Source organism: Chryseolinea serpens (assembly GCF_900129725.1).
Taxonomy (GTDB): domain Bacteria; phylum Bacteroidota; class Bacteroidia; order Cytophagales; family Cyclobacteriaceae; genus Chryseolinea; species Chryseolinea serpens.
In genome coordinates this window covers 1,177,743-1,202,870 of the sequence record NZ_FQWQ01000002.1, presented here as the reverse complement: position 1 = coordinate 1,202,870, position 25,128 = coordinate 1,177,743, and the positions used below count along the sequence as shown (strand labels likewise).

Genomic DNA, 25,128 nt, shown 5'->3' with positions numbered 1-25,128 from the left:
ATCAGGCGGTGGACGTTCCGTTCAACGCGATCATGAATTCGGTTCCCTTTCCAGGTTCGCTGCTCACACGGATGTCGGCCTGGTGCAGTTGAAGAATTTGTTTGGTGATGGCCAACCCGATGCCGGAGCCATGCTTCCGCGTGGTGTAAAAAGGAATAAATATTTTTTCCAGCGTGGCTTCGTCCATGCCTTCACCGTTGTCGAGAACGTGGATGATGGTGCTTCCATTGGGATGACGCGACGTGTTGATCTGAATGACCGGATCGGTCGTGGAGGCCAGGGCATCGACCGCATTGAGGATGAGGTTGATCAGCACATGCTCCATCATTTCCGGGTCTGCGAAAATGGATAAGTCGATGGCGGCGGTTTGCAGGACGATGTTGTGTTCCAGTAGTTTCGTTTGTAACAGTAAGTGCACGCGTTCAACGATGTCTTTCAGGTTGGTTCTTCGGGGGGCGTGTTTGGGGATGCCCGTTAGTTTGCGATAGGTCTGTGTGAAATTATAAAGCCCTTCGCTTCGTATTTTGATGGCTTCCAGTCCTTTGTCGAGGGAACTGTAGAGCGATGCGTGCTCGTCGCCAAATGCCGGTTGGTTTGTGGTCACCATGCCGTGGAGGGTAGCGCTCAGGGAAGTGATGGGAGATACGGAGTTCATGATTTCGTGGCCCAGCACCCGGATCAGCTTCTGCCACGCTTCCACTTCGCGCGCATCGAGTTCGCTGCGGATATCTTGCATGGAGATAAGTTTATAGTAGCGGCCCTGCAGCTTGAACTCCGACGCATGAATAGACAAATGCAGCACGTCGTTTTGCACCCGGAGTTTCTCCAGGCGCGTTTCTCCTGAGCGTATCTCCCGCAAGGTCTTGACAAAAGGTTCACCGAATACCTCCAGCGCTTTCAGGTTGGGGAGGATGCTTTTCTGAAGCAGATTTTTTAACGACGGGTTCGCGAGGTGGATTTTTCCCTCTGCGTCGATGCTGAGAATGCTCACGCGGATGTGTTCCACCAGCATTTCCAGGTAGCGATATTGTGTTTCTTTTTCCGTGCTGATTTTTTTAAACGCCTCGGAGATCGCGTTCAGTATGCCATAGAGCTCATCCAAACGTCTGCCTTTTCCCGTCGACTGGAAATGCGTGGTGAAGTCCTTCTGCAGAAGACTCACCATAAACACTTTCATATCCCGGTTGAAACGGTCGACATACCAAATGAATTCGCCCACCACCATGCAAACACCGGCAGCGAGGTATACGCTCCGAAGGTATCGTTCGTGCACCAGGCACCAGGCCAGCAACCCAATGCTCACCACCAGTAAGAGCACTCTGAAAATGACATTGATGCGGAAGTTTTTAAATACCATACGTTTCCATTCTCCGGTATAAAGCCCCGCGCGAAAGACCCAATTCTTCCGCAGCATGACTGACGTTGCCCTGATGTTTGGCGATGACCTTGCGAATGGCCCACGCTTCCAGTTGCTCCAGGTTGAGGCGATCGAATCGAAACTCACCGGATAAAGTTTGTTGCACCGACCCAAAATCGCCGGGCATCAGCGCTTCACCCTCGCACATGATGACCGCCCGCTCCACCGCATGCTGCAGTTCGCGAATGTTCCCCGGCCACCGGTAGCCACCCAGTTGCGACTGGGCTTCCGATGAGATCTTCAGATAAGGCTTTTGATATTTCACGGCAAATTTTTTCAGAAAGTGTTGCGCCAGCAGGGGAATATCTTCGGGCCGGTCGTAGAGTGTCGGCACGGTGAGTTCTACGGTGTTGATGCGATATAAAAGATCCTCCCGGAATTTTCCCGATTCCACCATGGCATGCAGGTTGCAATTGGTGGCGCAGATGATGCGGACATCCAGGTCGATGGGCTCGTGCGTTCCCAGGCGTGTCACTTTTTTGCTTTGCAGTACCGTGAGCAGCTTGGCCTGGAGTGATAAAGGGAGGTTTCCGATCTCATCCAGTAACAACGTGCCGCCAGCCGCGGCTTCGAATCTGCCGACGCGATCTTCCTTGGCGTCGGTGAACGCACCCTTGCGATGACCAAACATTTCGCTTTCAAAAAGATTTTCACTCAAGGCCCCAACGTCCACCGTCATGAAGATGCCCTCGGCGCGTCGTGACTTTTCGTGGATCTCGCGGGCGATCACTTCTTTCCCGGTACCGTTCTGGCCTAGGATGAGTACTTCGGCCTCGGTGGGTGCTATTTTCTCGATCGTCTTGCGAATGGCTGTGATGCCGGGTGACGTACCGACCAACGGTTCATTCTTCTGGCTCAACGCCGACACCAGCGAGCGTTGTTGAGAGCGCAATTGTTTTACTTTATTTTTTTCCTGGCTCACCAGGTTCGCGGTTTTCACGGTGGTCAGCAGTTTTTCGTTCTGCCAGGGCTTGACGATAAAATCCAGCGCGCCTTCCTTGATCGAATCGACGGCAAGTTGAATGTCACCGTAAGCCGTCAGGAGGATCACTTGGGTATCGGGATGCTGGCTGAGGATTTTTTTGAGCCAGAAACGTCCCTGGTTGCCTGTGGTGTCGCCGCTCCGGAAATTCATGTCGAGCACCACAACATCAAACCCCTCCTGGTCAATTAATGCGGGGATTCGTTCGGGGTTATTCAAGGTCTTTACGACGGCGAAATGCGGCTCCAGCAACATTTTCACGGAGAGCAGTACAAACTCATCATCATCCACCAACAAAATACGGCCGAGGGGTTTACTCATTTTCCAATGCTACATTTAGAAGAAGATTTAAAGCTATCCATCAGCCGTCGAAAAACCATAAAAAGTGCCCAATATTGGACAGTGCCTTTTCTATGGATGGGCAGTTTTGGATTGGAAATCTGAAAAAGGCGGCTTTTCAACCCTAAAAACGGCCTTTGGCAATGTGGCACATGCCATGCCCTGCGACAGAGCGAGCAACCTAATTTAACCAGCACCAAGCGTCATGATCCTACACCACTTACTCCTCGTCTTTCGGAATTTTAAACGGTTCAAGAGCACATTTTTGATCAATCTCATCGGATTGTCGACCGGGTTGACTTGCGCGGTGTTGATCTTTCTTTGGGTGAACGATGAGCTGACCGTCGATACATTTCACAAAAACGATGCGCGTCTCTTTTCGGTGATGACCTATAAAAAATTGACCGAGGGCATCGACACTTCCCCCTCCACACCGGCCATCCTGCGCGAGGCATTGATCGCAGAGGTTCCGGAATTTGAAAATGTGGCCACCTCGGTCGCCTTCAATGAGCCCTATGAGTTTTCGGTTTCGGCGGACGCCAAGCACGTGAGCGCCGTGGGGCAGTTGATCAGCGAAGATTATTTCAAAGTATTCTCTTATACTTTTCTGCAGGGCGATCCTGCCAACGTTTTGACCGACAAAGGTTCGATCGTCATTTCAGAAACGCTGGCAAAGAAATTTTTCAACACGACCGACCATGTTGTAGGTAAGGTGGTGGATTGGGAGGTGTTGAACATCAAGAAACAATTTGTGATCACCGGTGTCTATAAAGAGCTGCCCACCACCGCTTCCGACCGGTTCGATTTCGCTTTGTCGTTCGAAGTGTATAAGGAGATCGTGGGCAAGGAGGCCTTGACGTATGGAAATTTTGGCACGAACACCTATGCGGTATTGAAGGAGGGCGTGCGCCCAGCCGATGTTGACGCGAAGATCGCGGATTTTATAAAACGAAAAGACCCGACTTCGCACGTGACCTTATTTTTGCAGCGCTACTCCGAGCGATACCTGTATGGGCACTACGAGAACGGCGTGCAGGCGGGCGGCAGAATCGAGTACGTCCGGTTGTTTTCTCTTATTGCAATTTTCATTCTCATCATAGCCTGCATCAACTTTATGAACCTGTCGACTGCAAAGGCCACGACACGCATGAAGGAAGTGGGTATCAAAAAAGCGATCGGCGCGGGAAGACGGACATTGATGGCACAACACCTCGTGGAGTCACTGTTGATGGCCTTCTTATCCCTGGCCGTCGCCGTGTTGGTGGTCGACCTTTTGCTTCCCTTGTTCAATGACGTAACCGGCAAGCAATTGACGCTGAACTTTACCGGTCGTTTCGTGCTGGCTTTGGTTGGGATCGCCACGGCTACAGGCCTGCTGGCGGGCAGCTATCCAGCCTTCTATCTTTCAGGATTCAACCCGGCACTGGTATTGAAGGGCCAGTTCGTTAACTCCGCCAATGAATTCTGGGCGCGGAAGGGATTGGTGGTGTTTCAATTTGCGCTGTCCATCGTCTTCATTGTTTCGGTGATGGTCATCTACAAGCAGATCGAGTACGTTCAAACTAAAAACATCGGGTTCGATAAAGACAACATCATCTACTTTAAACCCAGTGGAAAAGTTGGCGAAAGCCTTGAAACTTTCCTGACCGAAGTGAGACAGATGCCTGGCGTGGTCAACGCATCCAGCAGCGCCCACGCGATGGTGAGGGCTGAAAACAGCACGACCGGGATGGAATGGGATGGAAAGAATCCTGCAGACATTATACCCTTTGAAAACGTCGGCGTCAACTATCAAATGGTGGAGACCTTGGGTGTGGAGATGCTTGCCGGACGCACGTTCTCCAGCCAATTTGGCGATGAGCGATCGAAGATCATTTTCAACGAGGCGGCCATCGACGTGATGGGACTGAAAGACCCCGTGGGAAAAGAGATCACAATGTGGGGCAAAAAAATGCAGATCATCGGTGTGGTCAAGAACTTTCACTTTCAGTCATTACACGAAAATGTGAAACCGCTCTTCTTTCGGTACGTTCCCGACGAAACCCTGCATGTTATGGTGAAGATCGAGGGCGGCAAAACAAAAGAAACCTTGGAACGCCTCGGCCGGTTCTACACGACCTTCAATCCCGGCTTCACGTTCGATTATAAATTCCTCGACCAGGATTACCAGGCCCAATACGTAGCGGAAAAACGCGTGGCGATCTTGTCGCGCTATTTCGCGGCGCTGGCCATCATCATATCGTGCCTGGGTCTGTTTGGACTGGCAGCATTCACCGCCGAGCGACGCTTGAAAGAGATGGGCATCCGGAAGGTGCTGGGCTCCAGTGAAGCCGGCATCGTTTACCTGCTGACAAAAGATTTCACCCGGATCGTGCTGGTGTCGATCGTGATCGGATTGCCGGCAAGCTATTTTGTGGTGCGCTACTGGCTCGACACGTTTGTATTCAAGATCGATCTTTCCGGTTGGTATTTTGTCAGTGCCGGTGGGGTTTCACTCTTGATTGCGTGGCTGACGGTAAGCACGCAAGCCTTTAAGGCGGCGCGGATCAATCCTTCGAAATGTTTGAAAGAACAGTGACCAGTGATCCCGAATTCAGTAAGCATACATGGTCAAGTAGTTGCTAACAAATTCAATCAGACCCATTCGTCATGATAAAACACAATATCCTTTTGCTCTTCCGCAATTTTCGCCGGTTCAAAACGACTTTTTTCATCAACCTGGTCGGGCTTTCTGCGGGCCTGGCGTGCTCGCTGCTCATTTATTTTTGGGTGAATGACGAATTGCAGATCGACCAGTTTCATGAGAAAAAGGACCGGCTGTATCAAGTACTGGAAAATCGGGTACGGTCCAGCGGCATTTGGACATCCTACGTCACCTCGGGTCTTTTGGGTGAAACGCTGTCGGGCGAAATGCCCGAGGTGGAATATGCCATAAGCACATCGTCCGACCAAGCCGCTACGCTCACCCTTGGCGACAAGAACATGAAAGCGCAAGGCCGTTTTGTGGGAAAGGATTTTTTTAAGATGTTTTCTTTTTCCATCCTGCAGGGCGATGTCAACAAAGTGCTGCTCGATAAGAATGCGCTGGTCATCAGCGACGAACTAGCCTTAAGACTTTTTAATACAACCGATAATGTGGTGGGTCGGACCGTTGAATACGATCACCATGATGCCTATGTGATCTCGGGGGTGTTTAAAAAAATGCCGCAACAATCCACGATCCAAGTCGATTTCTTAGGAACGCTCGAAAAATATAAAGATGGAAAGCAGTGGTTTCAGGATTGGGGCAATACGGCAACCCTGGCGTATGTGTTACTCAAACCGAATGCGGACGTCGCGGCCTTCAACGCCAAGTTTGCCAGTTACATCAAGACCAAAACAAATGGAGAAGACGCTCACCGCATGCCGTTCCTGAAACTTTTTGCGAGGGATTATCTCCACGGCCACTATGAGAACGGCGTTGAAACCGGAGGAAGAATCACCTACGTGAAACTGTTTTCCATCATCGCCGCTTTTATTCTCGTCATTGCCGCGATCAACTTCATGAACTTGTCGACGGCCAAAGCTTCGCGACGTATGAAGGAGGTGGGCATTAAAAAGGCTGTTGGCGCGGGACGCAAAACACTCATGGTTCAATACCTTGGCGAATCTTTATTTATGAGTTTGCTCGCCCTGGTGCTGGCCATCCTCGCAGCGGATTTGATACTGCCAAAGTTCAACGAGATCACCGGCAAGCATATTGCGCTTCATCTCGATGCGATCGCCGCGCTGCAGTTGCTTGGCATCACGGCCGTTACGGGTTTGCTGGCGGGGAGTTACCCCGCGGTGTATCTATCAGGTTTCGACCCGGCCACGGTGCTGAAGGGCCAATTCAGCACGTCGTTGGGCGAGCAATGGGCGCGGAAGGGGCTGGTGATCTTCCAGTTTACGATCTCCATCATTTTTATTGTCTCGGTTGTGGTCGTATATAAACAAATCGAATTCGTGCAATCACGCGATCTCGGCTACCATAAGGAGAATGTCATTTTCGTACCTCGCGAAGGGAACATTTGGACCGATGCTTCATTGGAAACCTTTCTGACGGAGATAAAGGCGATTCCCGGCGTCGTGAACGCATCAAGCTTGGGGCACGGCCTCACTGGCCGCAACAGCGGTACCACCGGCGTAGAATGGCCCGGAAAAAATCCAAGCGATAAAACAGCATTCGAGGTCATGACCGTTAACGGCGGGCTGATGGAAACGCTGGGTTTCGAAATGAAAGCGGGTCGCGCGTTCTCAAAAGATTTGACCGACACCGCACGAATCATTTTCAACGAGGCGGCTATCCGTTTTATGGGAATAGAGGATCCGGTTGGAAAAGTGGTGAAGGTGTGGGGCAGTAATATGGAGATCATTGGCGTAGCAAAAGATTTTAACTTTGAATCGTTGCATGAAACCGTCAAGCCGTTGTTTTTGCGGATGTATCCCGGCAATACATGGCACATCGTGATCAAGTTGGCCCAGGAACATCAACACGAAACGATACAGCGCATTGAAGAGACTTTTCGCAAAGTAAATCCCGGTTTTATTTTTGAATACAGTTTTTTGGATCAGAATCAACAATCGCTCTATGCGGCCGAGCAGCGCGTTGCTGTTTTGTCGCGCTATTTTGCCGGTTTGGCGATCCTCATCTCGTGTCTGGGTCTTTTCGGTTTGGTGTCGTTCACGGCCGAGCGCCGGCTGAAGGAGATCGGTATCCGGAAAGTCTTGGGATCAGGCGTGTTTCGTATTGTGCTCCTGTTGTCGGGCGATTTCACGAAAACGGTGGTGATCGCTATTCTCCTGGCCTTGCCGTTGAGCTATTTCTTGTCGCACCGCTGGCTGGAAGGCTTTGCGTACAAGACACCTTTGGAGTGGTGGTACTTCGTCGCCGCAGGCCTCATCGCTTTGTGTATTGCCTGGCTCACGGTAAGCCTGCAAGCCTTTAAAGCGGCGCGGATCAATCCCGTCAAATGTTTAAAGGAGCAATAATGCCCGGGGTCCCGGGATTCAATGAGCATCCAGAAACAGAACATTCATTAAAAAATTCGAGCAAACGAATCTCATCATGATAAAACATAGCATCCTTTTACTCTTCCGCAATTTTCTTCGTTTCAAAACGACTTTTTTTATCAACCTGGCCGGACTTTCTGCTGGCCTGGCGTGCTCGTTGCTCATCTATTTTTGGGTAAACGATGAATGGCAGGTCGACCAGTTTCATGAAAAAAGAGACCGGTTGTACCAGGTGGTCGAAAACCGCGTAAGATCAAGCGGCATTTGGACAGCCTACACGACGTCCGGTCTTTTGGGTGAAACACTGTCGGGAGAAATGCCGGAAGTGGAATACGCCATGAACGTGTCTTCAGAGCAGGACGCTACATTTACCATCGGCGACAAAAACATGAAAGCGGAGGGCCGCTTTGTGGGAAAGGATTTTTTTAAGATGTTCTCCTTCTCCTTGCTGCAGGGCGACATCAACCAGGTCCTGCTCGACAAGAGCTCCCTGGTGATCAGCGACGAATTGGCCCTAAAGCTTTTCAACACCACCGATAATGTAGTGGGTCGGACCGTTGAATACGATCATCATGATTCGTATGTGATTTCGGGTGTGTTTAAGAAAGTGCCACAGCAATCGTCGATGCAATTGGATTTTTTAGGCACCTTCGAAAAGTTCAAAGACGGAAAAGAGTGGCTCCTGAATTGGGGTAACACCGGAACCTATGCCTTTGTGTTGCTCAAGCCGGGTGCGGACGTGGAGGCCTTCAATGCAAAGTTTGCCAGTTATATCAAGGTCAAAACAAAAGACGAGGATGGCTATCGCACGCCGTTCCTGAAACTCTTTTCGAGAAACTACCTCCATGGCAATTATGAGAATGGTGTTGAAGTGGGTGGCCGGATCACGTATGTGAAATTGTTCTCCATCATTGCCGCCTTTATCCTTGTTATTGCCGCTATCAATTTTATGAATTTATCCACCGCCAAAGCTTCGCGGCGCATGAAAGAAGTGGGTATCAAAAAAGCGGTTGGCGCGGGACGTAAGACACTTATTCTTCAATACCTCGGTGAATCGTTATTCATGAGCTTGCTCTCGTTGGTGCTGGCTGTGCTCATCGCGGATTTGTTGTTGCCAAAATTCAACGAGATCACGGGCAAACACATTGCGCTTCACCTCGATGGCGTCGCGGCGCTGCAGTTGATTGGCATCACCGTCTTCACGGGTTTGCTGGCGGGGAGCTATCCTGCCGTGTACCTTTCGGGGTTCAATCCGGCCACGGTGCTGAAAGGTCAGTTCACGGCTTCGTGGGGTGAACAATGGGCGCGGAAAGGACTGGTGATCTTCCAGTTTGTGATCTCCATCATCTTTATTGTTTCGGTGGTGGTGGTATACAAACAAATCGAGTTCGTGCAATCACGCGATCTTGGCTACAACAAGGAGAATGTCATCTTCGTGCGCCGCGAAGGGAACATTTGGACCGATGCTTCACTGGAAACTTTTCTGACGGAAATAAAAGCGATACCCGGTGTGGCAAATGCATCGAGCTTGGGGCACAATCTCATGGGACACAACAGTGGCACTTCCGGTGTAGAGTGGCCTGGAAAAGATTTGAACGACAGAACAGAATTCGAGAACATGACCGTTAACCACGACTTGATGGAAACGATGGGCATTGAGATGAAAGAAGGCCGGACCTTTTCGAAGGATTACACCGACACCGCGCGGATCATTTTCAACGAAGCGGCCATTCGGTTTATGGGCTTGGAGGATCCGGTTGGAAAGGTGGTAAAATTATGGGGGGATAACATGGAGATCATTGGCGTGGTAAAAGATTTTAATTTCGAGTCGCTGCACCAAAAGGTGAAGCCTTTGTTTTTGAGAATGTATCCGGGCAACACCTGGCACATCGTGATCAAGCTGGCGCAGGGGCCCCAGCAGGAAACGATAAAGCACATTGAAAACACATTTCACAAGGTCAATCCAGGTTTTATTTTCGAGTACAGTTTTCTGGATCAGAATCAACAAGCCCTCTATGCGGCCGAGCAACGGGTGGCTGTTTTGTCGCGCTACTTTGCCGGGTTGGCGGTGCTCATTTCGTGCCTCGGGCTTTTCGGTTTGGTGTCGTTCACGGCCGAACGCCGGTTGAAAGAGATTGGCATTCGCAAGGTTTTAGGCTCAAGTGTGTTTCGGATCGTGTTCCTGTTGTCGGGTGACTTTACCAAAACAGTGCTGATCGCCATCCTGGTGGCGTTGCCGCTGAGTTATTTCCTGTCACACTATTGGCTGGAAGCGTTTGCGTACAAAACGCCATTGGAGTGGTGGTACTTTGTGGTGGCGGGTCTCATCGCCTTGTGTATCGCCTGGCTTACCGTGAGTGTGCAGGCCTTCAAAGCGGCCCGGGTCAATCCTATCCGGTGTCTGAAGGAACAATAGATACTGACCATCCTAAATCAATTGACGTTCGATAAAACACAAAGACATGATGACCAAGCACGCGTTTCTTTTACTCTACCGGAACTTCAAGCGTTTCAAGAGCACTTTTTTCATTAACCTCATCGGGTTGTCGGCAGGCTTGTCGTGCTCATTGCTGATCTACCTTTGGGTGAACGACGAGTTGCATGTGGACAAGTTCAATGAACACGATGAGCACCTTTACCAGGTATTGCAGAATTTCTATAACGAGGGCGACATCGGAACCGGCAGCGGCACGCAAGGACTGCTCGCCCGTGCCTTAGCCGATGAAATGCCGGAAGTCGAGTATGCCGCGTCAGTTGTTCCCGCCGATTGGTTTTCGGCAAAAGGCATCGTTTCCTTTGAAAACAACAGCGTGAAGGCGGGCAGTCAATTTGTGAGCAAAGACTACTTCAAGATGTTCACAGTCCCTTTTAAAGAGGGTGATCAGAATCTTTTGTTTGCTGATAAATATGGTATCGCGATCTCCGAGCAATTGGCGATGCAGTTGTTCCAATCACCAGCGAATGCCGTGGGCAAGATCGTGAGCTGGAACGGCGACCAGTTCAAAGAGCCCTGTCACATCATTGGCGTTTTTGAGAACCGTCCCGCCAACGCGACCGATCCGTTTGATATTTTGTTGAACTATGAACTGTTTTTCTCGAGCCGCGAGGGATTGCAACATTGGAGCAACAGCGATCCCAGCACATTCGTGTTGCTGAAGAAGGGTACTGATCCCAAGGCGTTCAACGAAAAGATTGCCGGGTTTTTAAAAACAAAGAATAAAGAGACGAAAAACACATTACTGCTGCAACACTATTCCGATCGCTATTTGCATGGGCGCTACGAAAACGGTGTGCCGGTGGGAGGACGTATAGAATATGTCCGGTTGTTTACGGCCATCGCCGTTTTTATCCTGGTGATTGCCTGTATCAATTTCATGAACCTTTCCACCGCCAAGGCTTCACGGCGCATTAAAGAGATCGGCATCAAGAAAGCCGTGGGCGCAAGTCGCTACACGCTGGTGACGCAATACCTGAGTGAATCGATGTTCATGACTTTTTTGTCGCTGGCGGTGTCGGTGCTCGTGGTCGACATCGGACTGCCGCAGTTCAATGCGATCACCGGCAAACACCTTACCCTGCAATTAACACCCAGCCTTATACTGACGGTATTGGGCATCACCTTCATCACCGGGCTGATCGCCGGCAGCTACCCGGCCTTATACCTTTCAGGATTCAAGCCCGCCGTTGTGTTGAAGGGAAAGTTGAACAGCTCGGTGGGCGAGCGCTGGGCGCGCCAGGGGCTTGTGGTGTTTCAATTCACCGCGTCCGTCATTCTCATCGTGGCAGTACTGGTGGTGTATAAGCAGATCGACTATGTGCAGTCCACAAATTTGGGCTATGACCGCGATAACGTTATCCACTTTGAGATCGAAGTAAAGAACAACGGCGACTCTACCTTCTTTGAGATCGGGGGAGGACTGGACCAGGCGGTGGCCTCATTCCTGAATCGCGTACGGAGTCTCCCCACCGTGGTCAATGCAGCGAACTTTGATCACGATGTCGTTGGCCATCATGGCGGACTTGGCGGCGTGGACTGGAAGCCAGGCGATGAGGATAGTAAAAAAGGCTTTTCCAATCTCGAGGTTGGATTTGATTTTATTGAAACCCTGGGCATTCAAATGAAAGAAGGCCGGTCGTACTCGAAGGAACTTAGCGGCGAAAAGAAAAAGATCGTCCTCAACGAAGCGGCCATCGACATGATGGAGCTGAAAGATCCCATCGGAAAGACCATCCGGGTGTGGGGAGAGGAGAAGCAAATTATCGGTGTAACCCGGAATTTTCATTTCGAATCGCTGTTCGAAGAAATGAAACCTTGCCTGATCCAACTGGAGCCCAGGGTTCCCCGGATCATGGTAAAAATAAAAAAAGGAGCCGAAGCGGAAGCACTTCCCCAGATCCAAAAGCTCTACCAGGATCAAAACCCTGGCCTGGCGTTCGATTATAAATTTCTCAACGACGACTATCAGGCACTTTACGCTTCCGAGCAACGTGTTTCGGTGCTGTCCCGCTATTTCGCGCTGTTGGCTGTTCTCATTTCTTGCCTGGGTCTCTTCGGCCTCGCCGCCTTCACAGCCGAACGCCGTTTGAAAGAGATCGGCATCCGGAAGATTTTGGGTTCGAGCGAGATGGGCATCATCTATTTGCTCTCTGGCGATTTCACAAAGATCGTGCTGGCCGCCGTGGCAGTCGCGGTGCCTGTCAGTTATTTTATGGTCACTTTGTGGTTGCAAAGTTTTGCCTATAAGATTGATTTGAATGTGTGGTACTTTTTGATTCCGGCCCTCGCTGCGTTGGTCATTACGTGGTTGACCGTGGGAAGTCAGGCGATCCGCGCCTCCCGCGTAAGTCCAACCCAATCCTTAAAAGAAGAGTGACCTGGGTTAGTGATCTTGCCGCACTTTGATCTTGAAGCGTTTGAAGGGATCGGCTGGCCGCTCCAGATGGAGTTGAGAGGTGGTGAAGTACATTTACCTTCGGCAGCCGGCGAAAAGGAGTCGGGCCATTTGAGGTCGCCGCGTTTTTTTAACCAGCCGCTTTCATCCCATGATGAAATCGTTTTTTGTAAACGCTACTTGTTCTTCAGCGATTCCTGTGTTTGTTGTGCCATCAATAAGTGGTGCTCCAACACAGGCACCTTTCCCTGGGCCCAGGATTGCAAATCTTTGTCGTTTCCTTTTTTTGCTTCTTTTTTGAATTCGTCGATGTCTTCCTGATGGTCTTTCACCATGAAATCAGTGTAGGCTTCGTCGAACGCTTTGCCCCTCCTTTTCTGAAGATCGTCATAATATTCTTGATTTTTTTCACTTAGCGTCTGCGGGAGTGTGATATTTTTTTGCGAAGCCAGTGCGGCCAGTTCTTTGTTGGCCCCACTGTGGTCGTCGATCATGCTTTGGCCGAATTTCTTCACCTCGGCCGACGATGCGTTGGTAAGGGCCAGGTTCCCCAATTGAATTTCCAGCAGACCACCATCGGCAGCGGCAATGGCAAACTGCACATCATCCTCCACGCTCGTGGTGTCGAACGTTGCTTTGTTTTGCGCTTCGGCCACCTCCTTACTATCCGGCGGGGATTTTTTTGAATGGCAGGAGTCGATGCTGGTGATGATCACCAAAGCAAGGAGCATGAGGAACATCATGTTGATTTTCATGGCGGTTGGCGTTGGCGTGATGATTGAAAAAGATATCCTACGGGTAGTGTCGGGAGTACTAGTCGTCCGTCCGGTGAAAGAGCACCTTCAACTCTTCCTTGGCTTTTTCGAGTTTTTCTTTTTTTGCCGGGGTTAGATTTTTTCCTGCCCGGTTGATGTAGAAGTTCAACATCGACATCGCGGATTGATAGGGCGTGCCCTTCCTGCGGTTGCTTTGCTGTGCCGAACGTTTGACGGAGCGGGCGATCTTTTTAGGATCCGACAAACGGAAAACGTTTTTCCGGAGATCCATGGCATCGCTGGTCTGGGTTACTCGCGCTGACCACTTCCGGGTTTTGCGCGTGTCACGGTGAGCGGAAGATGAGGTGGTTTTTCTTTTGGTAAGCATAGTCTTCGACATGTGTTGTTTCCTTTGACGACGCGAAAAAAATGCCAGTTCACGACCATGCTATTCGAGCGCGTAGGGCATTTTTATACCGGGCAAATGGAACCACCTGGCGAAGCTTGAGTATCCGGAATCAGCAAAGAGGGAAAGAAATTCCACAGTTTTCGGGGGCGATGGCGCTACAGATGCTTTATTTATTTGGTGGGAGCCGGATTTGATTTTTTCGGATCAAAGCCAACGCTTGCACCGGACTGAGGCGCTTCAACGATTGATAGGTCTTGCCACGTGCGGCATTATAGGCAGCAAAAAATTGTTCGAGCTGATTGAGAAATGTTTTGCTGACATCACGCAATGATTGGATATTCTCATACGACCGGCTCGCCACGGGCACGGCCAGCACGCGATCGTTGCGCACCCATTTAGTTTTATCCCGCTGTCTGGCAGTCACCGCCCCAATCACGCGGCACTCCATCAGGCACCCACTAACGGCTGGTGTTTCGCTCATGACCAACACATCCAGCGGATCACCATCGCCGGCCAGTGTCTGGGGAATGAAACCGAAGTTGATGGGAAAGATGAATCCTTCCGGAAGTTCGTGACGGACCACCATGAGATCAAGATTTTCATCGTAGGCATATTTAAAGCGACTGCCTTTCGGCGTTTCGATCACCACATGAATATGCTGATTTACAAAGGTGGCAATACTGGATAGTTTCATAGAATCGAAGAAGTCAACATAGGATGGTCGCTGATTATTGGCACTGGCCTAGCGCCACCCAGATCACGATAAAAACCAGGACTGTGCCCAGGCATCCGCCGCCAAGTTTTTTTGCGCCATAGCCGGCAATAAGTCCTCTAAATAAGTTATTCATGTTGTATCTGAGTTAGGTAAATAAAGATATACAAATCCTTACGGCTTTCAATTCCGTGCCAAGTTCTACTGGTATTTTCTCAATCCCGATAGGTGTGGAATTAATGGTGTGACGGGGAAAAAGAATCCCCATAACTTTTAAGTAGAGGGCAAAAAGGGATTGAATTCTTTGTCTTCTGTTCTGGTACGAATGTTACGGATGGTTAGACATTCGTATGTTAAATGAGATTTTTATGATAGACTACAGCATTATATTGAACATCCTGCGGAGCAACCTTCGCGACAGTTCAGCGCAGCGCTACACCAAAGAACGTTGCGCCTGGATCGACGACGCAAACTTTATTGTTGTGCGGCCCGGCACCAGCGAATATCCAACCAAAATCAACTCTCTCAACGCGGTGCAATACATCGAGCGTATCAAGCTGTTGTATTCGTCCATCAGCAATGAACAATGAGGAGTAGGGGGCAGGGTCAATTTTATCCGGGTATGACTTTGAGTCGTGCGATCGATGCGGCAGTTCGTCGATCCGGCGCTAGACGTTGTTGCCGGAGGCTTCTTTCTCGCTCTTTTCCTTCCTTTGTTCTTTTTTCTTTTTCTTCTTTTCCTTCCTTTCCTTCTTTCTTTCGGCTTTATCTTTTTTTCTATCCGGCTCGTCTTTCTTGCCGAAGACTTTTTGAAGGACGTTCTTCTTTTCTTCCTTTTTCGTGTCTACGGAAGCAATGTTGATCTCGTGATCGATCGTGGGCTGAAGGGCTTGAATAAAAGCGTTTTCCAAGACGTTATAGATCGCGCTCCAAACATTGGTGTCAGGATTCTTGAGGCTTCCTTTAAATTCCACCTTGGTTGCTACCTGGTCTTTTGACTGATTTTGAAAGACCTCGCCCACGGTTCCCACAAATCCTTCCCACATTTTTTGAAAGATATTGTCTTTGCGGTCTTCTTTACCCAAAACATCGAGGTCTTGGATGAGCGGCTTCACATAGCCGGCAAAGTTCCCTTTTTTGGCAGCCACTTCGGTATATAGACCGAACTTTCCTTTGTTCACATCCACCTTAGCATAGGCCTGGAAGAACTCGTTCAATTTTACCAGGTTGGTATGCTTCAGGTCGGCATTCATGTCGAAGGTGGGATCGTCGGCCAGGGGATTCATTTTTGCATTCAGGGAAAGCTTGCCCTCATAGAGATCCGCTCGCATCGTGAAAGAGGCTGGTAACAGGGCGGCGGAGTCGTAACTATTCCGAAGGTTGAGCGCCAGGGCATACGTGTGGGTCAGCGCCAGGTCTACTTTGGGTTTTGAGAATTCGTCCTTGTACTGAATCTCGCCATCGTTGATCTCGACGCGGTTCACGTTTAAGGGCATGAAATCGTCCAGAAGTTTTTTAAATCCTGTCGAATCGTTGCGCACTTGTTTAGGTTCAACCTTGTCTTTTGTGAAGCGGATCATCGGGCGCTCGAAAACCAATTCGCCGACAATGGACCCGTGAAAGAGCGCTTTCCACTCTACGGAAAGGTCTACGTTGTAAGCGGCAAAGAACGGTGTCTCTTTGTCTTTCGCCGTATCCAGTTTGTGAAGATAAATACTGTCGATTTTATAGGCGCCACGGATCAGCGCAATGTCCACGTCTTCAATATGGCCACGATAGCCTTTCATGTTGGCTAGTGTTTTATTGAGATAATTTAAAACGACGTATGGCAATATGAGCCGGCCAACCACCAACAGCGCCACAAAACTGATGGCGACAATAAGGCCCATTCTTTTTTTATGTTTGTTTTTTGCAGCGGTCATAAAATTCTGTTCAGATGTTGCTGACACGCGAATGTCAGGCAGGCGATCAACTCGGCGGAACGGGATTGATTTTTGATAAGGTCGCAGAAAATTCATGCCAAAGGGTGCGCCCTGAAGAAATGCGGAGTTTTGTCTACACACGGCGTGGCAAAGCCTCTTAGCTACCTCCTGAGGTAAAGGCCTGCTGGCAATAAATCGGGCCTTCATTGTTCGGAATTTTCTCTCTAGATTTGAACAGCACCCTCGTGAACTCGCCTCGACCCGTTCCTCAAGAACACGCCTGCCAGTCAATCGACGATGCCTGTAGGAAGGCTCATCGATGGACTATCTAAAAACAAAATGTATGGAACAAAAAGAGATGCACTGCCTTGTGCTCGACGCAGTACAAGGTCACTCGCTGTCGATCATGGAGATCTTGTCAATGCTGAAGAAAACGATCCTGGGAACGAACGAAGATCAACTGGTGAATGCTTTGATCGGCTCACTCAGTTTTCTACTCACGGCGAATTACGTCCGGATCTTCGAAGGCAATAATTTCGCGGGCGAAGAAACGGCCCTGGACAATTTTGAGGTCAACGTTGAATTGATCATGGGGTATGTAGACGATTGGAAGAAGCTGGACTATACGGGAGTGATCTACAAAATCGCGATTACGGAGGAAGGTATCGGTTTCTTTGCGAGGAGTTGCAGATCCCAATGAGGGGTTCAAAAAGAAGAAAAAAAGCAAAGCGGACGGAAAATACTGAAATGGTCACCATTTTTTACTGAAGCTGTCACCATTCTGAGGCGGTCGGAATAGGACAATTTTGTAGCACAATAAAATTGAATCACTTATGGAATCTAAAAACAAGATCGCCCTGATCACCGGCGGCAGCCGCGGATTGGGAAAGAACATGGCTTTGAAACTAGCCGAAACGGGAAACGACGTGCTCATCACCTACAACAGCAATAAACAGGAAGCCGAAAGCGTGGTGGCCGAAGTCAGAGCCCGCGGAAGAAAAAGTGCGGAGCTCCAATTGAATGTGAGCGACAGCAAGACCTTCGATGATTTTTTTAAACGCGTGTCCGCTCAACTCGAGGAAAGCTTTGGCGCCGAGAAGTTTGACTTTCTCATCAACAATGCCGGCATCGGCATTCACGCCTCGATCGCGGCAACGGAAGAAGAAATGTTTGACGAACTGATGAACATCCACCTCAAGGGCGTTTTTTTTCTCACACAAAAGGCCTTGCCTCACCTCAACGACAACGGTCGTATCATAAACCTTTCCACCGGCTTGGCGCGTTTCACCACACCGGGTTATGCTGCCTATGCTTCCATGAAGGGTGGGGTGGAAGTGTTTACCCGTTACCTGGCAAAAGAAGTAGGATCGCGGGGCATCACCGCCAATGTTGTTGCGCCGGGCATCATTCAAACGGATTTCACGAAAGCCACCTTTGAACATGCACCCCAGGTCATAAAGCACATCGAAGGCAACACGGCCCTGGGAAGAACCGGCGTGCCCGACGACATTGGTGGCGTGGTAGCGTTCCTTTGTACGGAAGAAGCGCGCTGGATCAACGCCCAACGGATCGAAGCTTCGGGAGGGATGTTCTTATAAACTCTTTTGTTCACTGCGGCGGGGAATCTCGTCGCATAGCCCTTCGAAGTGAACAAAGATGTTGATCCACAACACACGTGATAACCGGAAAGTGATGGGCAGGAATCCGAGCACCACGGCCAACAAGGTGACAACCATGAGGGTGGTGGTGATCTCGCTCACCAAAACCGAAAGCGCTACCCACACGGCAACAAAAAGGGCGGTGTTGATGGCATAGCTCACGAACATGGCGCCGTAGTAATATCCAGGCTCGGGCTCAAACGACTGCCCGCAGCAAGCACACGTCTTGTTCATGATGGTGAATTTGGTGGGATGATAGAGGGTTTCGCTGGGAAACATCTTGCCCTGGTGGCAACGCGGGCATCGGATGGCCAGTATGCTGTAGGAAGTGGAACGGCTGAGGTCCATGGCGTTTTTTGTTTAGCTATTCAAATAAACGCATCCGGAACCCCGGTGGTACAGGACGGTTTAGCTATTCTATAGCACGGATCATGGATTCTTTAAACTGTTCGGGCGTCAGACCCGTCTGTTTTTTGAAGAACCGTATGAAATAGGACGTTTCCGTGAAATTCAGGGCATGCGCCACCTCGTTGATGGTGAGATCGGAATAAGCAAAATACCGTTTTGCTTCCAGGACCACGCGTTCGTGGATAAGGTCGCTCAGGGTCTTGTTTAGGTTTTTTTTGCAGATGTTATTGAGATAAGATGCGGAGAGGTGCATGCGTTCGGCATATTCGGAGGGTTGCTTTAGGGTGGCGTAATGCTGGTCGATCAACTCCTCCAGCTTTCGAAGCTTGAAGGTCGTGCCTTGTGCAGCCTGCCCAGCTACACCGGTGGCGTAGTGGCGGGCCACTTTCAGGAGCACAATGTCCAGGTAGCTTCGCAGGAGGCGCAAGTCCGGCGGGGAAGGCCGGTGAAATTCGGCCTGCATTTCCTGAAGCACCCGGTCCAACATGGGTTCCGCATTCGGCGGCAGTGGGATCAATGGATTAGGATGGAGTGAATGGAAGAAGGGGAAATCCAGCAGGCTGTTTTCCGTCAACCCCATCCGGTAAAATTCAGGAACAAAGAAAACGATGTAGCCATCGGTTCCGGGTGCCAGGTTCCAGGCATGCACCTGGCCGGGCGTCATCACAAAAAAAGATCCCGGGCCGAGGTCATACGAAACAAAGTCGATGTCGTGTTTGCCCGAACCTTGGATGACGTATAAAAGCAGGTAAAAGTCATGGCGGTGGGGCTTGCTGATGAATTCGTGTTGCTTCAGGTGGGTCTGAAGCTTTTCGATGTAGAAGAGACTGTCGTCCGCCTTTTTGCTAAAGGTGTCGAGGCAATACACGGGGGTGTGATCGGAGGGAGATGGAGAACGCGTTGCCATCGGTGCCATAGGCTAGGTTAGGAGGATGCCTGCGGCGAAGCGCCCGGCGTCCCCTTTGCGGGCCGAGAAGAAATGCGCGTTGTTTTTTACGGAGCAAAGGTTGGAGATCTCGATGGCTTCGTCGCGTACACCGAATTCCAGCAGTTGGATTTGGTTGGCCTTCCACAGATCGAGCTTTGCCTTGTCATCCGCTTGCGGGATCATCAGCCCGCTTTCCTTCCCAAAGGCATGATGCACCGACTGCACGACTTCTTCACCTACCTCGTATGCATCCTGGCTCACCGAGGGCCCGATGCCTGCGACAATATCTTTTCCTTCGGTGCCATAAGCGTCGCGCATGGCTTGCAACGTTTTCTCGAGAATGCGGGCCACGGTTCCGCGCCATCCCGAATGCACGGCGGCCACCGCCTGGTGTGTTTTATCATAGAGCAAAATCGGAACGCAATCCGCCGACATCACAGCGATGCACAATCCTTTTTGATTGGTCATCAATGCATCGGTTTCCATCAGCTCCTCCAAAGGTGTTTGTGACGTGACCTGCACGATCCGGGTCTTATGCACCTGCGAGGGGAAGAACAAACGCGCATAATCTACACCCATGGCCTTTGCCAACAGCTGCCGGTTGCGCCGGACCAATTCCTTATCGGGTGTGCTGGAGAAGCTCAAGGTGAACTCATCACCGGCCTCGTGTGTGCTGCGGTCGGTAACGAAATGTTTTATGCCAGGCGTTTCAGCAAGGTCATCAAACTGCCATAGATGAAGATCGGCGATCTGTATTCTTTTCATGCTTGTTCAATAAACAGCGTATCCAAAGTCTGGTTTCAAATATATCCATAAAAATGGAAACGATTGCGTTCGTACGAGTGAGCGTTCGGAAGCACACGCACATTTTTGATCTTGTTTTGGCTTTGGCAACGATGGAAATACAGAGGGGAAATCGGTGCTTGTCGAGGCGATTTTGGCCTCTGAATTTCTTGCATTTTGGAAATCTTATGTTGGCCTTCAAACGTTTATAGTGTGGGTGCTAACGCAAGGTCTATTGAACGAATGTACCCGACCGATGGACGCTTTAGCATCATCCGATTTTTATTTTGCCTGGAGCGGTTTTCGCAGCAGGTTATGAACTTCATTCCGTGATATATGAAAGAAAATAGCAAGCATGTTGTAGTGGTCGGCGGCGGTTTTGCCGGCATCAACCTGGCCCAGCAACTCTACAACAATCCCCACTTTCGCGTAACCGTCGTCGATCAGAACAACTACAATTTTTTTCCTCCTTTGCTCTACCAGGTGGCCACGGGTTTCCTGGAAACATCGAACATCAGCTTCCCCTTCCGAAAGCTTTTTCAAGGCAAAAGCAACACCAGCTTCAGATTGGGCGAACTGCAGAAAATTGTCCCCGAAGAGAAAAAGATCGTCCTCTCCAGCGGCGACTTGAGCTATGACTACCTCGTATTGGCCACGGGCACGGAGACGAATTTTTTTGGCCTCGAGAACGTGAAGAAACATGCCTTACCGATGAAGACGGTGAACGATGCCATTGAAATGCGTAATTATCTTTTGCAAGCAGCAGAGAAAGCCACGGTGATTTCCGATCCCGGTGAACGAAGGAAATTCGGATCTATCGTCATTGCCGGCGGCGGCCCCACTGGCGTGGAGATCTCGGGTATGTTGGCCGAAATGAAAGAGTATGTTTTCGCCAAGGACTACCCTGAGCTTAACATCGCTCAAATAAAAATTTTCCTCGTAGATGCGTCACCTACGCTGCTCTCGCCGATGAGCCAGAAGTCACAGCGCTATACTTACGACACCCTGACAGAAAGCGGCGTGACCGTAAAACTGGATGTGTCGGTGAAAGACTACGTAGACGACACCGTGATCTTGAGCAACGGCGAAAAGATCGAAACCAAAATTCTCATTTGGGCTGCTGGTGTAACGTCGAAGGTCTTTGAGGGAATGCCCAAGGAAAGCTACGGACGCGGCCGCCGCTTGTTGGTGGACGAGCACAATAAAGTGAAAGGTTTGGATGCTATCTATGCCATTGGTGACACGAGCTTCCAGACGACTGACAAAAATTACCCGGAAGGTCACCCGCAGTTAGCGCAGGTGGCCATCCAGCAAGGCAAGCTGTTGGCGAAAAACCTGGTGGCGCAGTTGAAACAAAAACCGATGAAACCCTTTGCCTATAATGATAAAGGATCTATGGCCATCATTCGCCGGAACAAAGCTGTCGCCGACCTTCCGAAGGGCCTCTTCTTCCGCGGTTTCATTGCCTGGGCGATGTGGCTTTTCATCCACTTGTTGTCGCTCATCAACTACCGGAACCGGCTCAAGACCCTCTATAACTGGACCGCTGCCTACTTCACCCGCGACCAGTCCCTGCGGATGATCATACGGCCCAGCCGTAGGGAATAGGGGTCGACCCTGCATTCAATGAACGACAGCGTTTAGAATCCCCAGACACGCACGCGGATGAACAATCGCGGGTGAAGGTTGTTCTACAAATGTTTGTATCTTCGGCTACGGTTTTCGGGGATCGCCAACCTCTATTAAGTTCCCATGAGCTGCATCAGACACCTGCTTACGATTCACCAAACGGAATGGTCGATCTACTCCGCACTGACCACGGTGGAAGGCTTGTCACATTGGTGGACGCCCCGTGTCAGCGGCGACCCCGGGGAAGGCGGTACGCTCCGGTTCTACTTCGGCGACTATTATAAGGAAATGGAGGTGGTGAAAAATGAGCCACCAAAAATGTTAGTTTGGCGCTGCACAGAAGCGGTGCCCGAGTGGATCGATACGGTAATCACGTTCGAGATCATCAAACGCGCGGAGGATGGTTGCCAGTTGTTGTTCAACCATGATAAATGGCCACCCCTTACCCGCCTGTTCTACCAATGCAACTACGACTGGGCGATGTTCCTGAGAAGCTTAAAAAAATACGTGGAGACCGGCATGGGCCATCCCTATCCAAACCAGCACGCCTGGGATGCTTCCGTGAATACGGAGGGCGCCTATTAACTCAGACTATGCTAAAACCTCGATGGCCGCAAGCTTCAGTTGCTTGCGATATTGCGACGGGCTGATGCCAGCATACGTCTTGAACCACTTTGTAAAATTGGAAGGATCGTAAGTGAGCCGGCGGGCCACTTCGTTGATGCTGTTGTCTGGATTTTGCAAAAGTTCTTTGGCAATATCCAGGATCTTGTGTTCGTAGAAAAAACAAGGATGTTTTCCGGTGAGGTCTTTGATCACATTGCTTAGGTGCGTAGGATGGATGAAAAGACGCGACGCGATCTCGCGGAGTTCGAACATTTCCTCGACATCACCGGCCAGTACATCCTCGAGATGCCGGTCCAGAAGGCGTAAATAATCTTTGAAGATCTCTTCGCTGCGTTGCATACCGTTTTTTGGGTTTAATGTCTTATCGTTGAAAATTCCAACACCGTTTGCAGCCCTTTCGTTTTCTATGCCCAAAGAAATCGAGGCAGAAACGCGCCGTCTGCTTTCGGGGAGGCCTTTCCCGAAAAGCCGGGTTCAGTGTCCATCCTAAGTCAAAGACGCAACCGTCCGGGTTTTATTTTTCGCTGGTAAGCTTGGTGATCGGTGTCAGCTCCACTTTGCGAAACTCCACCTCGGAGCCTTCCGCCTGCAGGGCGATCTGCCCTTTGCTGGCCGTGCAGTTGGTGCCATAGTTGACCAGGTCTCCGTTCACCCACACTTTAATAGCGCTTCCCAGGCACTCGACCACCATGGTGTTCCATTGACCCAATGGCTTTTCAGAGTTGTCGGTGAGATTCTTGATGCGGCGTTCCTTCCCTTCTGTTATGCCCCAGTCATTTTTGGGACCACGGCGCTTTTCCATATCCGGCACGGTAATGTCTTCGACGATACACCAGAAGTCGCCCGCGTTTTCATGCATCATCTGGGCCTCGATGGATTTCGGAAACATTTTGTAAAGCGATCGGGGAGTGGAAGCATGCAAGAGCACGCCGCAATTGCCGGGTTTGCCGGGAAAGCGATACTCCACCTGCAGGCGATAGTTCTGGTAGACCGCATCCGTAATGATATGTCCTTCGGGCGTGGCCAAACTCACCAACATGCCCTGGCGAATAATGAAAGGCGAGGGCACCGAAGCGCTACTGTCCATGGCAGGAACGTCGATGTGCCAGCCGGTAAAATCTTTTCCATTAAAAAGTGAGCGCGTTTGGGCGTTGGCGGAAAATGTCAAACATAAAAAGGCAAGCAGGGCAATGGACTGTAATTTCATAGGGGTTCTGATTCAGGTTGTATAGGGTAGAATAGGATTTTGCATGATCAGGCTGGTGAAGATAACATTTTGTGCATAAATCACCGGCAGGGGTATGCCGGTGAACATTACCGGTGAAGGGCGGAAACCGGTGCGTTTGATTTTTTTAAGTCGCCGCTATTGAACAATTTTAAGACATGATACGGAAACCACCCACCCTGGACCCCTATCCAAAAATATACCTGTATCGCCGCCTCGTGCAGGCCAAGCTTTTCATCGACGATCATTACGCCGAAGCAATCGACATCGACAACATGGCCGACGAAGCCACGTTCTCCAAATTTCATTTTATCCGGTTATTCAAAACCACCTACGGCAAATCGCCACACCAATACCTGACCAGCGTACGCATCGAAAACGCAAAGCAACTCTTGCAAACCGACATCACCGTGACCGAAACCTGCGAACGCGTAGGCTTCAATAGCATCACCTCCTTCATCGGATTATTTAAACGATTCACAGGCCTCACGCCATCGGCCTATCAACAGCAACAACACGACCGCCACGCTGCCCTCATCCAAAACCCGCTCCACTTCATTCCCAATTGTTTTGCCGAAAAGAAAGGCTGGACCCCGCCCCATCCCAAACCATAACGCTAGCCGACGTCAACGTCCGAAAATAGCAATTTTCAAGAGGGCCTCTTTCCCCACTTAGGCCCACCTTTACAGCACAACAAACGCAAAAAGATATGATCACAAAAATGAACCACGTCAGCATCTTCGTCCTGAACCAGGACAGTGCTTATGATTTCTATGTAAACAAACTCGGCTTCAAGGTCCACACCGATGCCCCCATGGGCCCGGGCGCACGCTGGCTCACGGTCTGCCCACCCGAACAACCCGACCTGGAAATTTCCCTGATGGCCATAGAAGAAGGCATGATGTTCAAAAACGGCACCGCCAAACACATGCGCGACCTCGTCAAACAAGGTACCTTCGGCTTCGGCGTCTTTGAATGCAAAAATCTCTTAGCGACCTACGAGGAATTGAAGGCCCGCGGCGTGGAATTCACGAAAGCCCCAACGAAAGAATTTTATGCTTTCGAAGCGTTGTTTAAGGATGATTCGGGAAACTGGTTTTCATTGGGGGAGAGAAATTAGGAGTCAGAATACGGGAGCCAGGAGCCAGAATCCAGGAGCCAGAATTTAGTAGTCAGTAGTTAGTAGCCAGTAGGGGTGTGGGAGCGTAGTGCGAGTTGTGAGTTTTAAATTTTAGGTGTAATACCACTACTTGATCTGACAGCACATGATTTTTTGTAAGATAAGTCTTGATCTATTTCAATTTATTTTAATCTCTGAATTCCTCTTTGTTCCGTTTTTATTCACACTCAACTCCAAGATCACTGGCTACTAACCACTGAATTTTGACCACTACTGGCTACTGACTACTGA

General features: G+C 50.2%; 22 protein-coding genes. 11 read left to right on the top strand and 11 right to left on the bottom strand.

The annotated features are described in order from the left end of the window. Position 1: 1 nt before the first annotated feature. Together BUB30_RS18990 and BUB30_RS18985 are read right to left on the bottom strand one after the other, a co-directional pair. Positions 2–1,357 carry a sensor histidine kinase gene (locus BUB30_RS18990; RefSeq protein WP_073136934.1) on the bottom strand — a complete coding sequence of 452 codons (1,356 nt, stop codon included), beginning with the start codon at positions 1,355–1,357 and terminating at the stop codon, positions 2–4. Beyond that, positions 1,347–2,720 carry a sigma-54-dependent transcriptional regulator gene (locus BUB30_RS18985; protein ID WP_073136932.1) on the bottom strand — a complete coding sequence of 458 codons (1,374 nt, stop codon included), beginning with the start codon at positions 2,718–2,720 and terminating at the stop codon, positions 1,347–1,349. Before BUB30_RS18985 ends, BUB30_RS18990 begins: the two co-directional genes overlap by 11 nt. Positions 2,721–2,943: 223 nt before the next feature. On the opposite strand from BUB30_RS18985, the gene BUB30_RS18980 reads away from it, so the two are divergent. From BUB30_RS18980 to BUB30_RS18965, 4 genes are all read left to right on the top strand, one after another. Next, positions 2,944–5,316 carry an ABC transporter permease gene (locus BUB30_RS18980; protein WP_073136930.1) on the top strand — a complete coding sequence of 791 codons (2,373 nt, stop codon included), beginning with the start codon at positions 2,944–2,946 and terminating at the stop codon, positions 5,314–5,316. A 71-nt stretch (positions 5,317–5,387) separates the two neighbouring features. Next, positions 5,388–7,748 carry an ABC transporter permease gene (locus BUB30_RS18975; RefSeq protein ID WP_073136928.1) on the top strand — a complete coding sequence of 787 codons (2,361 nt, stop codon included), beginning with the start codon at positions 5,388–5,390 and terminating at the stop codon, positions 7,746–7,748. Positions 7,749–7,824: 76 nt separating this feature from the next. Further along, the gene (locus BUB30_RS18970) at positions 7,825–10,185 is read left to right on the top strand and encodes an ABC transporter permease (RefSeq protein WP_073136926.1); all 2,361 of its coding nucleotides are present in this window, start codon (positions 7,825–7,827) and stop codon (positions 10,183–10,185) included. 46 nt (positions 10,186–10,231) lie between these two features. After that, complete coding sequence (locus BUB30_RS18965) at positions 10,232–12,643, top strand: ABC transporter permease (protein ID WP_245804127.1); 2,412 nt, start codon at positions 10,232–10,234, stop codon at positions 12,641–12,643. 194 nt (positions 12,644–12,837) lie between these two features. On the opposite strand, the gene BUB30_RS18960 is transcribed toward BUB30_RS18965, so the two are convergent. From BUB30_RS18960 to BUB30_RS18950, 3 genes are all read right to left on the bottom strand, one after another. Beyond that, on the bottom strand, positions 12,838–13,416 hold the full coding sequence (locus tag BUB30_RS18960) for a DUF4142 domain-containing protein (protein ID WP_073136924.1): 579 nt from the start codon (positions 13,414–13,416) through the stop codon (positions 12,838–12,840). A gap of 58 nt (positions 13,417–13,474) precedes the next feature. Further along, complete coding sequence (locus BUB30_RS18955) at positions 13,475–13,804, bottom strand: DUF3175 domain-containing protein (RefSeq protein ID WP_073137421.1); 330 nt, start codon at positions 13,802–13,804, stop codon at positions 13,475–13,477. Between the two features lie 187 nt (positions 13,805–13,991). Then, positions 13,992–14,519, bottom strand: coding sequence for an inorganic diphosphatase (locus tag BUB30_RS18950; protein WP_073136922.1), 528 nt, complete (start codon positions 14,517–14,519; stop codon positions 13,992–13,994). 386 nt (positions 14,520–14,905) lie between these two features. Here BUB30_RS18950 and BUB30_RS18945 point away from each other — a divergent pair, with 386 nt between their 5' ends. Further along, positions 14,906–15,127 (top strand): hypothetical protein, encoded by a 222-nt coding sequence (locus BUB30_RS18945; RefSeq protein ID WP_073136920.1) that lies wholly within the window; start codon positions 14,906–14,908, stop codon positions 15,125–15,127. Positions 15,128–15,205: 78 nt separating this feature from the next. Here the strand turns inward: BUB30_RS18945 and BUB30_RS34670 are convergent, their stop codons facing one another. Beyond that, a complete protein-coding gene (locus BUB30_RS34670; RefSeq protein ID WP_084138231.1) occupies positions 15,206–16,459 on the bottom strand; it encodes a DUF748 domain-containing protein in 1,254 nt (417 codons plus the stop codon). Between the two features lie 343 nt (positions 16,460–16,802). Here BUB30_RS34670 and BUB30_RS18930 point away from each other — a divergent pair, with 343 nt between their 5' ends. Further along, positions 16,803–17,159, top strand: a complete 357-nt coding sequence (locus tag BUB30_RS18930) for a hypothetical protein (RefSeq protein ID WP_073136918.1) — start codon at positions 16,803–16,805, stop codon at positions 17,157–17,159. Between the two features lie 133 nt (positions 17,160–17,292). Continuing rightward, positions 17,293–18,057 (top strand): SDR family NAD(P)-dependent oxidoreductase, encoded by a 765-nt coding sequence (locus BUB30_RS18925; protein ID WP_073136916.1) that lies wholly within the window; start codon positions 17,293–17,295, stop codon positions 18,055–18,057. Here the strand turns inward: BUB30_RS18925 and BUB30_RS18920 are convergent. From BUB30_RS18920 to pgeF, 3 genes are all read right to left on the bottom strand, one after another. Continuing rightward, positions 18,052–18,465, bottom strand: a complete 414-nt coding sequence (locus BUB30_RS18920) for a DUF983 domain-containing protein (RefSeq protein WP_073136914.1) — start codon at positions 18,463–18,465, stop codon at positions 18,052–18,054. The genes BUB30_RS18925 and BUB30_RS18920 overlap by 6 nt on opposite strands. A gap of 64 nt (positions 18,466–18,529) precedes the next feature. Continuing rightward, positions 18,530–19,441: a helix-turn-helix domain-containing protein gene (locus tag BUB30_RS18915; RefSeq protein ID WP_084138230.1), complete on the bottom strand. Its 912-nt coding sequence runs from the start codon at positions 19,439–19,441 to the stop codon at positions 18,530–18,532. Between the two features lie 3 nt (positions 19,442–19,444). Beyond that, entirely contained in the window at positions 19,445–20,218 is a 774-nt protein-coding gene (gene pgeF / locus BUB30_RS18910) for a peptidoglycan editing factor PgeF (protein WP_073136912.1), read from the bottom strand. Positions 20,219–20,572: 354 nt separating this feature from the next. Between pgeF and BUB30_RS18905 the strand changes: the two genes are divergently transcribed. Together BUB30_RS18905 and BUB30_RS18900 are read left to right on the top strand one after the other, a co-directional pair. Further along, positions 20,573–21,844 (top strand): NAD(P)/FAD-dependent oxidoreductase, encoded by a 1,272-nt coding sequence (locus tag BUB30_RS18905; RefSeq protein ID WP_073136910.1) that lies wholly within the window; start codon positions 20,573–20,575, stop codon positions 21,842–21,844. 144 nt (positions 21,845–21,988) lie between these two features. After that, positions 21,989–22,450, top strand: a complete 462-nt coding sequence (locus tag BUB30_RS18900; RefSeq protein WP_073136908.1) for an SRPBCC family protein — start codon at positions 21,989–21,991, stop codon at positions 22,448–22,450. A gap of 6 nt (positions 22,451–22,456) precedes the next feature. Here the strand turns inward: BUB30_RS18900 and BUB30_RS18895 are convergent, their stop codons facing one another. Next, entirely contained in the window at positions 22,457–22,831 is a 375-nt protein-coding gene (locus BUB30_RS18895; RefSeq protein ID WP_073136906.1) for a helix-turn-helix domain-containing protein, read from the bottom strand. A gap of 175 nt (positions 22,832–23,006) precedes the next feature. Beyond that, positions 23,007–23,699 carry a 3-keto-disaccharide hydrolase gene (locus BUB30_RS18890; protein WP_073136904.1) on the bottom strand — a complete coding sequence of 231 codons (693 nt, stop codon included), beginning with the start codon at positions 23,697–23,699 and terminating at the stop codon, positions 23,007–23,009. Positions 23,700–23,875: 176 nt separating this feature from the next. On the opposite strand from BUB30_RS18890, the gene BUB30_RS18885 reads away from it, so the two are divergent. Beyond that, positions 23,876–24,331: a helix-turn-helix domain-containing protein gene (locus BUB30_RS18885; RefSeq protein ID WP_073136902.1), complete on the top strand. Its 456-nt coding sequence runs from the start codon at positions 23,876–23,878 to the stop codon at positions 24,329–24,331. 95 nt (positions 24,332–24,426) lie between these two features. After that, entirely contained in the window at positions 24,427–24,837 is a 411-nt protein-coding gene (locus BUB30_RS18880; protein ID WP_073136900.1) for a VOC family protein, read from the top strand. The last annotated feature ends 291 nt before the right edge of the window (positions 24,838–25,128 follow it).

Excerpts from the sequence above, each read along its gene's own strand:
- BUB30_RS18985 (WP_073136932.1), bottom strand. The coding sequence starts at position 2,720 with ATGAGTAAACCCCTCGGCCGTATTTTGTTGGTGGATGATGATGAGTTT.
- BUB30_RS18895 (WP_073136906.1), bottom strand. The coding sequence starts at position 22,831 with ATGCAACGCAGCGAAGAGATCTTCAAAGATTATTTACGCCTTCTGGAC.
- BUB30_RS34670 (WP_084138231.1), bottom strand. The coding sequence starts at position 16,459 with ATGACCGCTGCAAAAAACAAACATAAAAAAAGAATGGGCCTTATTGTC.
- BUB30_RS18965 (WP_245804127.1), top strand. The coding sequence starts at position 10,232 with ATGATGACCAAGCACGCGTTTCTTTTACTCTACCGGAACTTCAAGCGT.
- BUB30_RS18900 (WP_073136908.1), top strand. The coding sequence starts at position 21,989 with ATGAGCTGCATCAGACACCTGCTTACGATTCACCAAACGGAATGGTCG.
- BUB30_RS18930 (WP_073136918.1), top strand. The coding sequence starts at position 16,803 with ATGGAACAAAAAGAGATGCACTGCCTTGTGCTCGACGCAGTACAAGGT.
- BUB30_RS18970 (WP_073136926.1), top strand. The coding sequence starts at position 7,825 with ATGATAAAACATAGCATCCTTTTACTCTTCCGCAATTTTCTTCGTTTC.
- pgeF (WP_073136912.1), bottom strand. The coding sequence starts at position 20,218 with ATGAAAAGAATACAGATCGCCGATCTTCATCTATGGCAGTTTGATGAC.
- BUB30_RS18915 (WP_084138230.1), bottom strand. The coding sequence starts at position 19,441 with ATGGCACCGATGGCAACGCGTTCTCCATCTCCCTCCGATCACACCCCC.
- BUB30_RS18955 (WP_073137421.1), bottom strand. The coding sequence starts at position 13,804 with ATGCTTACCAAAAGAAAAACCACCTCATCTTCCGCTCACCGTGACACG.
- BUB30_RS18880 (WP_073136900.1), top strand. The coding sequence starts at position 24,427 with ATGATCACAAAAATGAACCACGTCAGCATCTTCGTCCTGAACCAGGAC.
- BUB30_RS18885 (WP_073136902.1), top strand. The coding sequence starts at position 23,876 with ATGATACGGAAACCACCCACCCTGGACCCCTATCCAAAAATATACCTG.
- BUB30_RS18945 (WP_073136920.1), top strand. The coding sequence starts at position 14,906 with ATGATAGACTACAGCATTATATTGAACATCCTGCGGAGCAACCTTCGC.
- BUB30_RS18960 (WP_073136924.1), bottom strand. The coding sequence starts at position 13,416 with ATGAAAATCAACATGATGTTCCTCATGCTCCTTGCTTTGGTGATCATC.
- BUB30_RS18975 (WP_073136928.1), top strand. The coding sequence starts at position 5,388 with ATGATAAAACACAATATCCTTTTGCTCTTCCGCAATTTTCGCCGGTTC.
- BUB30_RS18920 (WP_073136914.1), bottom strand. The coding sequence starts at position 18,465 with ATGGACCTCAGCCGTTCCACTTCCTACAGCATACTGGCCATCCGATGC.
- BUB30_RS18905 (WP_073136910.1), top strand. The coding sequence starts at position 20,573 with ATGAAAGAAAATAGCAAGCATGTTGTAGTGGTCGGCGGCGGTTTTGCC.
- BUB30_RS18950 (WP_073136922.1), bottom strand. The coding sequence starts at position 14,519 with ATGAAACTATCCAGTATTGCCACCTTTGTAAATCAGCATATTCATGTG.
- BUB30_RS18925 (WP_073136916.1), top strand. The coding sequence starts at position 17,293 with ATGGAATCTAAAAACAAGATCGCCCTGATCACCGGCGGCAGCCGCGGA.
- BUB30_RS18990 (WP_073136934.1), bottom strand. The coding sequence starts at position 1,357 with ATGGTATTTAAAAACTTCCGCATCAATGTCATTTTCAGAGTGCTCTTA.
- BUB30_RS18980 (WP_073136930.1), top strand. The coding sequence starts at position 2,944 with ATGATCCTACACCACTTACTCCTCGTCTTTCGGAATTTTAAACGGTTC.
- BUB30_RS18890 (WP_073136904.1), bottom strand. The coding sequence starts at position 23,699 with ATGAAATTACAGTCCATTGCCCTGCTTGCCTTTTTATGTTTGACATTT.